Source organism: Granulicella sp. 5B5 (genome assembly GCF_014083945.1).
Taxonomy (GTDB): domain Bacteria; phylum Acidobacteriota; class Terriglobia; order Terriglobales; family Acidobacteriaceae; genus Granulicella.
In genome coordinates this window covers 2,639,382-2,654,708 of the sequence record NZ_CP046444.1, presented here as the reverse complement: position 1 = coordinate 2,654,708, position 15,327 = coordinate 2,639,382, and the positions used below count along the sequence as shown (strand labels likewise).

8 protein-coding genes, 2 tRNA genes and 2 rRNA genes are annotated in these 15,327 nt (G+C 57.5%); 6 read left to right on the top strand and 6 right to left on the bottom strand.

Translation table 11 applies throughout. The features are described 5' to 3' along the window. Nucleotides 1-104: 104 nt before the first annotated feature. The 5 genes from GOB94_RS11180 to GOB94_RS11160 form a co-directional block, all read right to left on the bottom strand. Nucleotides 105-3,041 (bottom strand): 23S ribosomal RNA (locus GOB94_RS11180). Between the two features lie 376 nt (nucleotides 3,042-3,417). Continuing rightward, a tRNA-Ala gene (locus GOB94_RS11175) sits at nucleotides 3,418-3,493 on the bottom strand. Nucleotides 3,494-3,526: 33 nt separating this feature from the next. Further along, a tRNA-Ile gene (locus GOB94_RS11170) sits at nucleotides 3,527-3,603 on the bottom strand. A 313-nt stretch (nucleotides 3,604-3,916) separates the two neighbouring features. Next, nucleotides 3,917-5,416, bottom strand: a 16S ribosomal RNA gene (locus GOB94_RS11165). The 16S and 23S rRNA genes sit together here with 2 tRNA genes alongside, the layout of an rRNA operon. 831 nt (nucleotides 5,417-6,247) lie before the next feature. Next, a complete protein-coding gene (locus tag GOB94_RS11160; protein ID WP_182275991.1) occupies nucleotides 6,248-6,919 on the bottom strand; it encodes a MarC family protein in 672 nt (223 codons plus the stop codon). A gap of 255 nt (nucleotides 6,920-7,174) precedes the next feature. Here GOB94_RS11160 and GOB94_RS11155 point away from each other — a divergent pair, with 255 nt between their 5' ends. The 3 genes from GOB94_RS11155 to GOB94_RS11145 all read left to right on the top strand — a co-directional run bounded on the left by GOB94_RS11155 (nucleotide 7,175) and on the right by GOB94_RS11145 (nucleotide 10,072). Continuing rightward, the gene (locus tag GOB94_RS11155) at nucleotides 7,175-8,317 is read left to right on the top strand and encodes a glycosyltransferase 87 family protein (protein ID WP_182275990.1); all 1,143 of its coding nucleotides are present in this window, start codon (nucleotides 7,175-7,177) and stop codon (nucleotides 8,315-8,317) included. A gap of 27 nt (nucleotides 8,318-8,344) precedes the next feature. Then, complete coding sequence (locus GOB94_RS11150; RefSeq protein ID WP_182275989.1) at nucleotides 8,345-9,280, top strand: branched-chain amino acid transaminase; 936 nt, start codon at nucleotides 8,345-8,347, stop codon at nucleotides 9,278-9,280. 210 nt (nucleotides 9,281-9,490) lie between these two features. Then, entirely contained in the window at nucleotides 9,491-10,072 is a 582-nt protein-coding gene (locus tag GOB94_RS11145) for a hypothetical protein (protein WP_182275988.1), read from the top strand. 49 nt (nucleotides 10,073-10,121) lie between these two features. Here GOB94_RS11145 and GOB94_RS11140 read toward each other — a convergent pair whose 3' ends face one another. After that, nucleotides 10,122-11,492 (bottom strand): NAD(P)/FAD-dependent oxidoreductase, encoded by a 1,371-nt coding sequence (locus tag GOB94_RS11140; RefSeq protein WP_182275987.1) that lies wholly within the window; start codon nucleotides 11,490-11,492, stop codon nucleotides 10,122-10,124. A 165-nt stretch (nucleotides 11,493-11,657) separates the two neighbouring features. Between GOB94_RS11140 and GOB94_RS11135 the strand changes: the two genes are divergently transcribed. The 3 genes from GOB94_RS11135 (at nucleotide 11,658) to GOB94_RS11125 (ending at nucleotide 15,319) form a co-directional block, all read left to right on the top strand. Continuing rightward, entirely contained in the window at nucleotides 11,658-12,632 is a 975-nt protein-coding gene (locus GOB94_RS11135) for an aldo/keto reductase (RefSeq protein WP_182275986.1), read from the top strand. 54 nt (nucleotides 12,633-12,686) lie between these two features. Beyond that, complete coding sequence (locus GOB94_RS11130; RefSeq protein ID WP_220464919.1) at nucleotides 12,687-13,490, top strand: aquaporin; 804 nt, start codon at nucleotides 12,687-12,689, stop codon at nucleotides 13,488-13,490. A 116-nt stretch (nucleotides 13,491-13,606) separates the two neighbouring features. Continuing rightward, a complete protein-coding gene (locus GOB94_RS11125) occupies nucleotides 13,607-15,319 on the top strand; it encodes a GMC family oxidoreductase (RefSeq protein ID WP_182275984.1) in 1,713 nt (570 codons plus the stop codon). Nucleotides 15,320-15,327: the final 8 nt, after the last annotated feature.

The window sequence follows — 15,327 nt, the reverse complement described above, 5'->3', positions numbered from 1 at the left end:
ACTATATACCTAATTATTTGCGTATTTAGTTATATTTCTATAACTACAAAGCTTGTATTGAATGTCTCTAGCGTAATGACAAAACATTGCGCAGAGTAAATTCTATGGACAAGCCGAACGGGCGATTAGTACTGGTAAGCTCCACACATTACTGCGCTTCAACCTCCAGCCTATCAACCAGGTGGTCTTCCTGGGCCCTTCATTACCCTTTTGGGTTGGGAGATCTCATCTTAGAGCGTGCTTCCCGCTTATATGCATTCAGCGGTTATCACAACCGAACTTCGCTACCCAGCCGTGCCATTGGCATGACAACTGGAACACAAGAGGTTCGTCCATCCCGGTCCTCTCGTACTAAGGACAGCCCTCTTCAAATCTCCTACGCCCACAGCAGATAGAGACCGAACTGTCTCGCGACGTTCTGAACCCAGCTCACGTACCGCTTTAATAGGCGAACAGCCTAACCCTTGGAACCTTCTACAGCTCCAGGATGCGATGAGCCGACATCGAGGTGCCAAACCATTGCGTCGATATGAACTCTTGGCAATGATCAGCCTGTTATCCCCGGCGTACCTTTTATCCGTTGAGCGATGGCCCTTCCATACAGAACCACCGGATCACTAAGGCCTGCTTTCGCATCTGCTCGACTTGTAGGTCTTGCAGTTAACCACACTTATGCCTTTGCACTCGACGGTCGATTTCCAAACGACCTGAGTGTAGCTTCGCGCGCCTCCGTTACAATTTAGGAGGCGACCGCCCCAGTCAAACTACCCGTCTTACAATGTCCCTCACCCCGATAAGGGGTGGAGGTTAGAATCACAACACTCGCAGGGTGGTATCTCACCGTTGGCTCCACCAAGTCCAAGAACCTGGTCTCAAAGCCTCCCACCTATCCTGCGCAGCAAGAGCCGTAACTCACTGTAAAAGTATAGTAAAGGTGCACGGGGTCTTTTCGTCTAGCTGCGGGTAACCGGCATCTTCACCGGTACTACAAGTTCGCCGAGCAACTCGTTAAGACAGTCGAACGATCGTTACTCCATTCGTGCAGGTCGGAACTTACCCGACAAGGAATTTCGCTACCTTAGGACCGTTATAGTTACGGCCGCCGTTCACCGGGGCTTCAGTTCAAAGCTTCGCTTGCGCTAACCTCTCTCTTTAACCTTCCGGCACCGGGCAGGAGTCAGCCCCTATACGTCGTTTTAGACTTTGCAGAGACCTGTGTTTTTGTTAAACAGTCGCCGTTCGCATTTCGCTGCGGCCCACCAGAGGTGGGCGACCCTTCTCCCGAAGTTACGGGTCTAATTTGCCGAGTTCCTTAACAAGCTTTCACTCGAGCGCCTTTGGATATTCTCCTCGTCTACCTGTGTCGGTTTGTGGTACGGTTCCCAAATCTTCTCCTTAGAGGTTTTTCTTGGCACCATGAAATCAGCAGCTTTCGGGCATACGCCTTACTGTTTTACGCCTCACTGTTGAGTCTCGACGGATTTGCCTATCGAAACCAGCTTACGCGTATCAAACCCCATAGCCATATGAGGTCCTGCTTATCCTTATGCGTCACCCCATCGTAATAACGATGATTTGGGAGGTCCGGAATATTAACCGGAAATCCATCGCCTACGCCTCTCGGCCTCGGCTTAGGGACCGCCTAACCCTGAGCGGATTAACCTTCCTCAGGAAACCTTAGACTTTCGGCGGGGAGGGTTCGCACCTCCCTTATCGCTACTTATGCCGGCAGGGTCTCTTCTGTAATGTCCACGTATCTTCTCAGTTACGCTTCATTCACGACAGAATGCTCTCCTACCACGCACACTAATGTGTGCATCCGCTGCTTCGGTATATAGTTTTAGCCCCGTTGTATTGTCGGCACCGGACCGCTTGACCAGTGAGCTATTACGCTTTCTTTAAAGGATGGCTGCTTCTAAGCCAACCTCCTGGCTGTCTGAGCGTTCCGACTTCCTTTCCCACTTAACTATAATTTTGGGACCTTAGCAGGCGGTCTGGACTGTTTTCCTCTCGACTGTGAAGCTTAGCCCCCACAGTCTGACTGCCGGGCTGGTTGTGATCGGCATTCGAAGTTTGGTTGGATTCAGTAAGCCGGAAAGCCCCCTAGTCCATCCATGTCTCTACCACCGATCCAAATCACCCGACGCTAGCCCTAAAGCTATTTCGGAGAGAACGAGCTATCACGGAATTTGATTAGCCTTTCACCCCTACCCTCAGCTCATCCGAGCTTTTTTCAACAAACACCGGTTCGGTCCTCCATTAGGTGTTACCCCAACTTCAACCTGGCCAAGGGTAGATCATCCCGCTTCGCGTCTATTCCTGCCAACTGAATCGCCCTATTCAGACTCGCTTTCGCTGCGGCTCGCTCACGCTTAACCTTGCTGACAAGAATAACTAGCCGGCTCATTATGCAATAGGCACGCGGTCAGACATTCTCCTCACGGAGCATAGTCCTCCCACTGCTTGTAGGCACACGGTTTCAGGTACTATTTCACTCCCCTCTCGGGGTTCTTTTCGCCTTTCCCTCACGGTACTGGTTCACTATCGGTCAGAAACGAGTATTTAGCCTTACGGGATGGTCCCCGTGGATTCAAGCAGGGTTTCACGTGCCCCGCCTTACTCAGGTACCTGCTTCGAGTCTGGATCAATTTCGTCTACGCGCCTGTCACGCTGTATCGGGTGGCTTTCCAACCACTTTGACTATCGACCAGATTGGTAACTCTACTGTTGCAGGCCCTACAACCCCAAAACTACCGAAATAGTTCTGGTTTGGGCTATTCCGAGTTCGCTCGCCACTACTATCGGAATCGAGGTTTCTTTCTTCTCCTGGAGGTACTGAGATGGTTCACTTCCCTCCGTTCGCCTGCACCGACCTATGTATTCAGTCGGGCATACATACGGTTTGCGTATGTGGGTTTCCCCATTCGGAAATCTCCGGATCAACGCCTGTGTGCGGCTCCCCGAAGCTTATCGCAGCTTGCCACGTCCTTCATCGCCTGTTTCTGCCAAGGCATCCACCGTGCGCCCTTAGTAGCTTGACCATAGAATTTACTCGCACGCATCAGAGAAACTACCTCTGACCGTAGAGTAATCTACGTTGTTTTGTCCGCCTTCAGTAACTTATCTCTCGCTGGATTAGGGCGAGAGGGTTACTCGAATTATCTAAAGACACTCAATACTGACAGCTATCGAATTACAGAAACTACCTGTAAGCCTTATGCTGCTCAGCCTTGTAGTTATATTTACCCAATCTATTCAGTTGTCAAATATCGTCTGCGGCAACTTACCGTTGCAGCTACCTGCTCTGGAGCAGGCTTGGAGACATGCGCTTTCGCGACATGCTCAAGGATCAGCTTCGACGCTTGCCGAGGCTCAACCTTGAACAGGTTGCCTTTTACTACGAACCTTAGAGAGTTTTGGTGGAGCTGACCGGGATCGAACCGATGACATCCTGCTTGCAAAGCAGGCGCTCTCCCAACTGAGCTACAGCCCCACTGCTGTCCAGTATAACCGAACAACGAGATTATGGTGGGCCTGGATAGATTCGAACTATCGACCTCACCCTTATCAGGGGTGCGCTCTAGCCAACTGAGCTACAGGCCCGGCATCGCCGGTTTGCCATAGGCTCACTGGCTTGCTGCTCTGTCACCGGCGCGGCTCTCCCGAAGGAGACCGTCACCGGCTTTTGAGCTCTCTCGAAGGTTTTCGAGGACACAGTTGAACGTGCGATCAAGCTACGCTTGATCTGACCATCGGTGTTGATTCTAAGAAGCAAAAGAGGGTTGAGCTTGACTCTTCTGTTTCGCCGAAGCTAGACAGAAGGTGTCTGAGCCATCCTGCTTCCTCAGCTCGATCCGATGGATCTAGCTGCTCGCAATCGCGAGGTGGAAGAGATGCTCAGAGCGTTCTCTTTTAGAAAGGAGGTGATCCAGCCGCAGGTTCTCCTACGGCTACCTTGTTACGACTTCACCCCAATCATGAATTACACCTTGGGCGGCTGCTCCCTTGCGGTTAGCGCACCGACTTCTAGTGCAACCCACTTTCGTGATGTGACGGGCGGTGTGTACAAGGCCCGGGAACGTATTCACCGTGGCATGCTGATCCACGATTACTAGCGATTCCAGCTTCATGGAGTCGAGTTGCAGACTCCAATCCGAACTGAGGCCGGCTTTTTCCGATTAGCTCACCCTCGCGGGGTTGCAGCGGTTTGTACCGGCCATTGTAGCACGTGTGTAGCCCTGGACATAAAGGCCATGAGGACTTGACGTCATCCCCGCCTTCCTCCCCGTTATCCGAGGCGGTTCCGCTAGAGTGCTCAACTAAATGGTAGCAACTAGAGGTAAGGGTTGCGCTCGTTGCGGGACTTAACCCAACATCTCACGACACGAGCTGACGACAGCCATGCAGCACCTATATACAGACCCATTGCTGGGAGACCCTATTTCTAGGGGTGTCCTGTACATTTCGAGCCCAGGTAAGGTTCTTCGCGTTGCGTCGAATTAAACCACATGCTCCACCGCTTGTGCGGGCCCCCGTCAATTCCTTTGAGTTTCAGCCTTGCGACCGTACTCCCCAGGCGGATTGTTTATCGCGTTAGCTTCGACACGGGAGGATTGGGTACCCCCCACATCAAACAATCATCGTTTAGGGCTAGGACTACCAGGGTATCTAATCCTGTTTGCTCCCCTAGCTTTCGTGCATCAGCGTCAGTAATGGTCCAGTGAGCCGCTTTCGCCACAGGTGTTCCTTCCGATATCTACGCATTTCACCGCTACACCGGAAATTCCACTCACCTCTCCCATACTCAAGCCCGACAGTTTCCTATGCAGACTATGGGTTGAGCCCATAGATTTCACATAAGACTTATCAAACCGCCTACGCACCCTTTACGCCCAATAATTCCGAACAACGCTTGCCCCCCTCGTATTACCGCGGCTGCTGGCACGAAGTTAGCCGGGGCTTCTTCTATGGGTACCGTCATAATCTTCCCCATCGAAAGGAGTTTACATACCAAGATATTTCATCCTCCACGCGGCGTTGCTGCGTCAGGGTTTCCCCCATTGCGCAAAATTCCCCACTGCTGCCTCCCGTAGGAGTCTGGACCGTGTTTCAGTTCCAGTGTGTCCGTGCGCCCTCTCAGGCCGGATACAGATCATCGTCTTGGTGGGCCATTACCCCGCCAACTAACTAATCTGCCGCGAACTCCTCTTCAAGCGCATTGCTGCTTTGACCCGTAGGTATTATGCGGTATTAGCTAAGATTTCTCTCAGTTATTCCCCACTCGAAGGTAGATGATTCACGTGTTACTCACCCGTGCGCCACTGTACTCAGGGCCGAAGCCCCTTTCTCGTGCGACTTGCATGTGTTAGGCACGCCGCCAGCGTTGATTCTGAGCCAGGATCAAACTCTCGTTTAATCTTGGTTTGCTTGCTCTTGCAGGACAGGGGTCCCAAGAGTCAAGCGCCTCCAGCTGCTCGAAAAGCGCTGGAGGGTATAACTAGTGAGATAACTCAACCAAACTTCATGTCATCTCACGACTGGCACGTTCAACTATGTTGTCAAAGATCCCAACTGCACACGCCTGAGCGGGCAGTTTTGGATCAAGGACCAACGCTAGGGCATAGCCACGTAGCTTTGTGTCCTCGAACTTGATTGCGCTGTTTGTACTGGGGAGTATCCGGGAAAGTGTTTCTTTTGTTCACCGGCCTCGCTGCAGTGTTTTGCGCGAACTTTCTGAGAGTATCGAACTCTCGTTCGCTTGTCAACTCTTTTCTTCAACTTTTCTTTCGGACTGTATCAGCGAAAGAGTTGAAGCAGAATCACAGCGCAAATTGTCAAAACATCCGTACGACCCGAAAAGGAGCCGTGAAGCGCTAGGCTTCAAAACAATACAAACCCGGTAGAAACTCTACCTTGTTTGCGACTTGCAGTGGCTTGGGTTTGGAGGCGGACGGCTTGGTTACTACTACAACCAGTGGCTCTTACTACCGCGGTCAAACGCTTGGACTGCGCTCCGGCTTGCCGTCAACGTCCAACAGGACTCAGGCGCGAAGCATTTGCTACTCATTCAGAGTACATGACGTTGCGTATCTTTGCAACTCGCTTGTCTCAGAACGTCGTCGCGGTCATTTGCGACTTCCCAACAATAGCAAAGGCAACGGGGTAGTGCAACTCTTTCGCCTGTGGAAGACAGAGGAAGCATGAGGAAAACGTAGCGGAACCCCTATGAATACAGCACCTTTGCGCTTTACAGCCGTTCTATCACATTCAAGTCCTGCAGGCCGTTGACGAAGTACTGTACGGCAAGCGCTACCAGCAGCAGGCCCATAATGCGGACGAGGATGCGAATGCCCGTGTCCCCCAGTAGTGCAGCCACCCGGGTAGCGCTGCCAAGCACCACGAAGCAGATCGCCGCAGTAATTGCAATGGCGCCGATAATGGCAACCATCTGCCAGTGCGTCTGTGCCTGGCCGACGAGCACCATCACAGTCGCAATCGAACCCGGCCCGGCAAGCATGGGGATACCCATAGGCACGATGCCGACATCGTCCTTTTCAGCAGCCGCCACTGTCTCTGGACTGGTCTCCTGTGTCGGCGAGCGTTTGGCTTCCAGCATGTCCAACCCGATGAGCAGCAGGATAATGCCGCCGGCGATCTCAAACGCCGGCAGCGTGATGCCGAAGAGCCGGAAGATGAACTGGCCCGCAAAGGCGAACACACTCAGAATGACGAACGCCGTAAGTGAGGCCTTGCGCGCGGTGCGAACACGACGTGCCGCATCGTAGCCCGCAGTCACACCCAGGAAGGTCGGCAGCGCGGCAAAGGGGTCCACGAGAAAGAAGATCGAGCTGAGCGCAAGCAGAGAGAAGCGCACATAAACCGAGTGCTCAAGGGCCGAGGCTGGGTTGGGGCCGAACATGGAGATCTGATTCTTTCACAGCCAGCATCGACTCAACGAAGAACGCTCGAGGTCCGTGCTACAGTAGCGGCAACTCCTGTGATGAAGCCGCTTACATACGAAAATGGACGGAGATCGCGGTCGCTCGGCGCGGAGCCTGAACCAGCTCAACAGCCTCCACCGATCAAGCCCGATGGGCTGCGGTTCTACTTCCGGATGATATGGGCTCTGACCGCACTGACCGCGCTGGTCCTCCTCTGGTACCGGATTCGCGGTGTGCCTCTTCTGGAGGCCCAACTTTGGTCGGAGGGGCCGGACCGCTTCGGAGACCTGTGGCACTATCACGCTCTCTTCCAATACCTGCACACCTCGGCTTTCTTCACCAGCCAGGACCGCTTCGCGTATCCCGCACCGCTCGCGGTGATCTATGCGTGGCTCTACAGCTTTGGTGAGAGGACACACCTGGTCTTCAACCTGCTGCTCGCCAGCAGCGCTTTCCTCTCGGCGGCCCTGTTTTTTCATTTACTGCGGACACACCGGGTAGCAACGAGAAATGCCTGCGCGCTCACCTTGACCCTGCTGTTGACAAGCTATCCGTGGCACACGCTATACGACCGCGGAAATCTGGAACTGTTTGTCTACATCGGCCTGGCCGCGGGCGTGTGGGCGTATCTCCGCAATCGCCCGATGCTCGCAGCCGTGCTGTGGGGATGTACGGGCGCCCTCAAACTCTATCCACTAGTAGTTCTACTGGTGCTCTTGCACCGCAAAACGCTGTGGGCCTTTGTCGTGGGTGCCTGCAGCGGTGCAGCCACGCTCTTAGCGTCTTGCTGGTATGTTGGCCCAACTGTTGTCGCCGCCATGATGGGAAGCGTGCATGGCGTCGCAGGTTTTCTGGGCCACTACGCCGGGTCAGCACGCCGCAGCGAGTTGAACCAGGACCACACAATCCTCGGCGCTATCAAAGAGGTTCTGTCGCTGAACATGCTGCATTTAGGGCAGAACTGGCCGCATCTCGGCATGGCCTATGAGGCGACAGTACTCATCGTCGCACCGGTGATCTACCTGCGCTGGATGCGTCGGCTGCCACTGTTGAACCAGCTATGCCTGCTGCTCATCGCATTGGAACTGCTGCCGCCTGTCTCTTATGACTACACGCTGATCCATAGCTATCTCGTGGTGGGGATCGTGACGGCTGCGTACCTTGCAGCCATACAGAGAGGCGAAGTCTTTCCGCAGGCGAAGACCTTCTTCGCAGCCTTCGCGGTTCTGGCCACCTCGCAAACCTGGATCGAGCTACGCGGTATGCGCGTGAACGGCATATTGAAATGCGCTGCGTTGCTATTGATTTGCCTGCTTCTGTTGAAGATTCCCCTTACAATACATTTGAAAGCGGAAGGCCCAGCTACCGTGAAGTAACCGGCAGCATAGAAAGGAATGTGAAGTATGCCGATCCAGGCGACGAAAAACATCTGGCACAACGGAGATCTGATTCCGTGGGAGAAGGCCAATATCCATGTGATGAGCCATGTGGTCCACTATGGCTCGTCGGTATTTGAAGGCATTCGCTGTTACACGCAGGGCGAAGGCGCGGGCATCTTCCGGCTTACTGAGCACATGCAGCGGCTCATCGACTCCGCGAAGATCTACCGCATGGAGCTTCCCTACACGCTCGAGCAGCTTAAGGCGTCGGTGGTGGACGTGGTGGAAGCCAACGGCGTGACACCCTGCTACATTCGTCCGATCGCGTTCCGCGGCTACGGCGAGATCGGCGTGAACCCGATCAAGGTGCCGGTCGAGGTGTACGTTGCGAACTTCCCGTGGGGCAAGTACGTTGCCGGCAACGATGGTGCGGATGTCTGCATCTCCAGCTGGAACCGGCTCGCGCCGAACACGATGCCCTCGCTCGCGAAGGCTGGTGCGAACTACATGAACTCGCAGCTGATCCGCATGGAGGCCGACATCAACGGCTACTCCGAGGGCATTGCGTTGGACCGCAACGGCTATCTCTCGGAGGGCTCAGGCGAGAACCTGTTCCTCGTCCGCGGCGGCACCATCTACACCACGCCGCTGGCAAACAGTGTGCTCAGCGGCATCACGCGCGACTCCATCATGACGCTGGCGAAAGAGCACGGCTACACGGTCGTGGAGCAGTCGCTGCCGCGCGAGCTACTCTATATCTGCGACGAGGCCTTCTTCACCGGCACCGCCGCAGAGGTCACGCACCTGCGCTCGGTCGACCGCATCCTGATCGGCGACGGCTCTATGGGGCCCATCACCAGCGCGCTGCATAAGGCGTTCTTCGACATCGTCAACGGCCATGCGCCCGACCGCCACAACTGGCTGACGCCGGTGAAGGTGCAGGAGCCGGTAGGCGTCTAGGCTGCAGCTGCAAGGCGCAAACACGATCGGCGGTCGCCCACAAGGGGTGGCCGCCGATTTTCTTTGCCCGAAAACGCCGATTTGCGCCCCGGAGGCTCCCCGCGCACACGCTGGAGGCACTAGACTTGTGACAGTGCGCTTTGGGCAGAGTCTAACCTGCTAGAGTCCCGCGCAACCCGACCAGCGCCACCTATCTGAGGATCGTTTTTAATGAAGCTGCGGTATCTTGTTTCGACCTTTGCCCTTGCCCTGACGACTGTCGCTGCACACGCACAGATCGGCCTGTACTTGAACCCGATTGTGACCCGCGCGAGCAACAGCAAGGCGGACACCGGGCCGTTCGCGTTTTTAGGCGACAACGATACCTCGCAGACCTTCGGCGGGGTGAGCATCGGCGGCTACTACACGTTCCTCCAGAACCCAGCGCTGAATGTAAGCTTTGATGTGCGCGACCAGATCGAGCACGGCAACAACGCGCTGCTGAACAGCTTTCTTGTGGGGCCGCGTGTAGCCTCGCACCCGCTGGCCTTTGGCCTCAAGCCATATGCGCAGATCTCCATCGGCTCGGGCACGACGCACTCTCCGTACAACGGCGCGCACACCACCAAGTTAGCGTTTGACGGCTTTGTGGGCGCGGACAAGACACTGGGTAAGCATGTGGACTGGCGCATTATCGAGGTCGGCTACGGCTCCGTGACAACGACCAGCAGCCAGGTCCACCAGAGCGGAACCAGCATCCCCGCAGCCAAGTTGCTGAACTTCTCGGCTGGCCTCGTCTTCCGCATCAAGTAAACTTCCGCACTCTGATCCCTGGCCGCGCGGCAGAAGGTATGCTGCGCGGCTATATCTTTTGATCGCCCGGTGCTGCTGGCGTGGGTGCAAGCTCGTCCCAGCCAGGCAGTGTCTGTGAACCGATGATCAGGCGCACGCCGTCCTGTAGCTGAATGTATGTAAATGCCCAGCTGCGGAACACGGAGAGCCGGTTGCGGAAGCCGACCAGAAAATAGATATGCACGAACATCCACATCATCCATGCAATAAACCCTGACAGGTTCGCCTTGAACGGCCACGACACGCGCGCCACCGCGGCCTTGCGCCCGATGGTCGCCATGTCGCCCTTGTCGAAGTAACGGAACGGCTTCATCTTAGCGGCCTTGTCGGAGTTCGCGATGAGCAGTCCGATGCGCCGCGCCGCATAATCGCCCATCTGCATGGCCGGTTGCGCAACACCGGGGACCTGCTTGCCGTCCTGCTCCGCGTGCGCAAGGTCGCCACAGACAAAGACCTCAGGCAGGTTCTTGGGGTTGAGATACTGGTTCACCATCACGCAGCCGCGCCGGTCGAGCTCAACCCCCGGCGTCTGCGCCAGCAGCTTGCCCAGCGGCGAAGCCTGCACGCCCGCCGCCCACAGCGTACAGCAGCTCTCCACGCGCTCATCGCCCACCATCACATAGCCGGGCTGGATGTCCGTTACATGCGCACCCGTGCGGACCATCACGCCCAGCGCGTTCAACTGCTTCACCGCGCTCTGCTGCAGGTCCTCAGGGTATGCCGCGAGCACATGTGGCGAGCCCTCCAGAATGAGCACCTGCGCGGTCTTGGTGTCGATGTGGCGAAAGTCCTTCGTCATGTAAAGCCGCGCAATGTCTGAGATGGCCCCGGCAAGCTCAACCCCCGTGGGGCCGCCGCCAATCACGACAAACTGCAGTGGCGGGTGCGTACCGGTCTCCAGCATCTGCCGCTCGGCCAGCTCAAAGGCCAGCAGCACGCGGCGGCGGATCTCCGTCGCATCCTCCACGGTCTTCAGGCCGGGCGCCAGCGCCGCCCACTCCGGCTTGCCAAAGTAGCTGTGCGTGGAGCCGGTGGCGAGGATCAGGTAGTCGTAGATCATCTCCACACCGCTCTTGATGTGTACGCGGCGTTTCACCGTGTCGATGCCAAGCACCTCGTCCATCACGACTTCCGTGTTCTGAAAGTCGCGCACAATGCTGCGGATAGGCTGTGCGATATCGCCCGGCGAAAGCACAGCCAGCGCCACCTGGTAGAGCAGTGGCTGAAACGTGTGGTGGTTCTTGCGATCCAGCAGCGTCACATCTACAGCGAGTTTGCCCAACCGCCGCGCCGCAGCCAGCCCAGCAAAACCTGCTCCAATGATGATGACTCGCGGCCGCGGCCGCTCCTCTGCCAGTCGTTGCTGGATTGCCGAGCTCATGGTTCGACTTCCCTCCGTGTCACACCGGTCTGATACAACTCTCTCATGGTAGATGCGCCGACTGCGCAATCCGACCATTGAAACGTTCGCATCGAATATCGACCAGAAAGGCTTGGATGCCTGTACGACACGCAGCGAGCGTATCCGTTACAGCATCGAACCCATATGACGAATACCTCTCCTCTCGGCAACACAAAACAGCTTGGTAACTCGGATATGCAGCTCACATCGATCGGTTTTGGCGCATGGGCCATCGGCGGCGGCGACTGGCAGTATGGCTGGGGCGCGCAGGAAGACAGCGACTCCATCGCCGCCATTCACGCCGCTCTCGACGCCGGCATCAACTGGATCGACACCGCCGCGGTCTACGGCCTCGGACACTCCGAAGAGGTCGTGGCGCGGGCACTCAAGTCCACCAGCCACAAGCCTTATGTCTTCACCAAGTCCTCCATGACCTGGGGTGAAGACCGCAAGATTGTCCAGACGATGAAGAAGATCCGCGAGGAGGTCGAGCAGAGCCTGCGCCGCCTGCAGGTCGACGCGATCGACCTCTACCAGATCCACTGGCCCGTGCCGGACGATGAGGTTGAAGAAGGCTGGAGCACCATGGCCGCTCTGCAGCGCGAAGGCAAGGTGCGCTGGATCGGCGTCTCCAACTTCAGCGTCGCGCAGATGGAGCGCGCCATAAAGATTGCGCCGATCACCTCACTGCAGCCGCCGTACTCGGCGATCAACCGCGCGGTCGAAGACTCCATTCTGCCCTTCTGCAAGCAGCATGGCATCGGCGTCATCAACTACGCGCCCATGCACTCCGGCCTGCTGACCGGGGCCATGAACAAAGAGCGCGTCGCCGCGCTGCCGGAGAACGACTTCCGTAGCCGCGCAAAGAACTTCCAGGAGCCGCAGCTCTCCCGGAACCTTGCCCTGGCGGAGCTGATGAAGCAGATCGGCGCCCGCCACGGCGTCATGGCCGGTGTCGTCGCCATCGCCTGGACGCTGCACAATCCTGCCATCACCGCAGCCATCGTAGGCGGCCGCAGCGCCCAGCAGGTCGAAGGCGTGCTGCCCGCGGCAACCTTCCGCCTGAGCGACGCAGAGTACGCGGAGATCGGCAAGTTCCTCACCGAACAAGGCCTCTAAACGATTCGCTGGGCCACAACTCGCCTCGTCTACGATAGAGCGATGCCAAGAGGGATGGCCCAACGCCAGCGGGGCAAGAGCAACGCAACCACGGCCAGTGCTGCCCTCCGGCAGCACTGGCATCTCTACCTGTTTGAAGGCGCGGAGCTGGCGATCTTCATGCTCTCCGCCTGCTTTGGCGACGTCCTGCTGTACTCGCCCGCATCTCCGATATCCGCCGCAATGCCGAGCCTCGCACTGCGCGGCCTCGCGATGGGCGCGGCGATGGGCGTGACCGCCGTGCTCATCATTCATTCACCGATGGGCAGACGTTCAGGCGCACACTTCAATCCCTCCATCACGCTTACCTATCTGTGGCTGGGCAAGATCGCGCCATGGGACACCACGTTCTACGTCGCCGGACAGTTTGCAGGCGGCATCGCAGGCGTGGGCGTCGCAGCGTTGTTTCTGGGCAAGTGGCTCGCCCCGCCGCCGGTGCTCTATGCCATCACCGTCCCCGGCAAATACGGCACGGACGCAGCCTTCGCCGCCGAGTTCTTCATGGCTGCGCTCCTGATGGGCATGGTTCTTTGGACCTCCAACCGCGCCGCCTTCGCAAAGCTGACCAGCTACCTCGTCGGCGTGCTCATCACCTTCTACGTTCTGCTCTTCGGCCCAGTCTCCGGCTTCAGCATCAACCCTGCGCGCACCGTGGGCTCAGCCTGCTTCGCCCATATCTGGACAGCGATCTGGCTCTACTTCACCGCACCCTTGCTGGGGATGTTTCTCGCGGCGCAGGTGTACGTCCTCCTCTACGGGAAAGCGGGCGTCTTATGCGCCAAACTGCACCACGGACCCAGCGACCTCCCCTCGCCGTAACCGTGTTGACATAGCGGCCATGCCCAACCTGCAACTCAGAACGTCTCCTGAAGAGTTTGTAAATACTTTTATCCTCCGAGTGCCCGCACAGGCGTAGCATCAGCATCCAAGGACCTATGGCGACACATTACGAAGCGATCATCATCGGCACCGGCGCTGGCGGCGGCACGCTCGCTCATCGCCTCGCAAAAGCTGGCAAGCAGATCCTCATCCTCGAGCGCGGCCCCTTCCTGCCGCAGGAGAAGCTGAATTGGTCCACCTCCGCCGTCTTTCTCGACAACCGCTACCACACCAAGGAGACCTGGCAGGACAAGGACGGCAAGCCACTGCACCCGCAGCAAGCCTACTTCGTCGGCGGCCAGACGAAGGTCTACGGCGCGGCCATGTTCCGCATGCGCGCCGAAGACTTCGGCGTCATCCGCCACAAGGGCGGCATCTCGCCCGCGTGGCCCATCAGCTACGCTGACCTCGAGCCCTACTACAACCAGGCAGAAGAGCTCTTCCATGTACACGGTGATCTCGGCTCCGCGCCGGCCGTGCCCGGAGGCTACGGCTCCTCGTTCGATCCCACCGAACCCTTCCACTCCAAACCCTATCCCTACCCGGCCTTCACCAACGAGCCGCGCATGCAGTTGATCGAAGACGCTGTGCGCAAACTCGGCGTGAATACCTTCCCGATCCCGCTTGGCCTTAAGCGCAATGAAGCTGATCCTGTCGCGAGCAAGTGCGTGCGCTGTGACACCTGCGACGGCTATCCCTGTCTCGTTCACGCAAAGTCCGACGCGGACATCAACTGCATCCGCGAGATCATGTCGCTGCCCAACGTGACCCTTATGACCGGCACGCGCGTGCTGCGTCTGCTGACCAACACAACCGGGACAGCGGTCACCGAAGTTGAGGTCCTGCACGCAGACTCCAACGCAACGGCAACCTACTCGGCAGACATCTTTGCGCTCTGCGCAGGCGCCATCAACTCAGCAGTCGTGCTGCTGCAATCCGCAAACGACAAGCACCCGCGCGGCCTCGCGAACAACTTGTCGGACCAGGTGGGCCGCAACTTCATGTACCACCAGGCCGACGCGCTGCTGGCCATCACCACCGACACCAACACCGACAGCTACACCAAGACCTGGGGCACCAACGACTTCTATCTGCAGGACCCCGACCCTTCGTATCCATATCCGCTGGGCCAGGTGCAGCCGGTAGGCTCCTTCCATCACGAGATGATGAAAAGCGATGCACCCCCGCTGACTCCGGGTTTTGTGCTGGAGACGATGAAGCATCGCGCCGTGCCATGGTGGCTCACAACAGAAGACCTCCCCGCCCCAGACAATCGCGTTACGCTCGTGAACGCAACACCCAACGAGGCCATCGCATCGGAGATCTCGCAGCAGCCCGGCGTCGCAGGTGTGCACGGCTCCAGCGACACAGGCCTCTACAACGAGAGCGCCAGCGTTGCCGTCGCTCCACAGGGGTGCATCCGGCTCAGCTACACGCCCAACAACGTCGAGAGCTTCAACCGCCTGAAAGACCGCTGGGTCACAACACTCAAGCAGGCAGGCCACGCCGACATGCACCTGCCTTTGAGCGCCTACTTCAAAAAGCGCATCCCGCTCGAAGGGGTAGGCCACCAGAACGGCACCTGTCGCATGGGCAACGATCCCGCAACCAGCGTGCTCGACTCGCACTGCAAAGCGCACGATCTCGACAACCTCTACGTCGTCGACGCCTCGTGCTTCCCCTCTGCGTCAGCAGTGAATCCGTCGTTAACGATCATCGCCAACGCATTGCGCGTCGGCGATCATCTTCTTACGGAGCGTCTCAAGTAATTCCTGTG

What these genes read in the sequence shown, in the direction of transcription:
- GOB94_RS11160 (WP_182275991.1), bottom strand. Translation starts at nt 6,919, where the DNA reads ATGTTCGGCCCCAACCCAGCCTCGGCCCTTGAGCACTCGGTTTATGTG.
- GOB94_RS11150 (WP_182275989.1), top strand. Translation starts at nt 8,345, where the DNA reads ATGCCGATCCAGGCGACGAAAAACATCTGGCACAACGGAGATCTGATT.
- GOB94_RS11145 (WP_182275988.1), top strand. Translation starts at nt 9,491, where the DNA reads ATGAAGCTGCGGTATCTTGTTTCGACCTTTGCCCTTGCCCTGACGACT.
- GOB94_RS11140 (WP_182275987.1), bottom strand. Translation starts at nt 11,492, where the DNA reads ATGAGCTCGGCAATCCAGCAACGACTGGCAGAGGAGCGGCCGCGGCCG.
- GOB94_RS11135 (WP_182275986.1), top strand. Translation starts at nt 11,658, where the DNA reads ATGACGAATACCTCTCCTCTCGGCAACACAAAACAGCTTGGTAACTCG.
- GOB94_RS11130 (WP_220464919.1), top strand. Translation starts at nt 12,687, where the DNA reads ATGGCCCAACGCCAGCGGGGCAAGAGCAACGCAACCACGGCCAGTGCT.
- GOB94_RS11125 (WP_182275984.1), top strand. Translation starts at nt 13,607, where the DNA reads ATGGCGACACATTACGAAGCGATCATCATCGGCACCGGCGCTGGCGGC.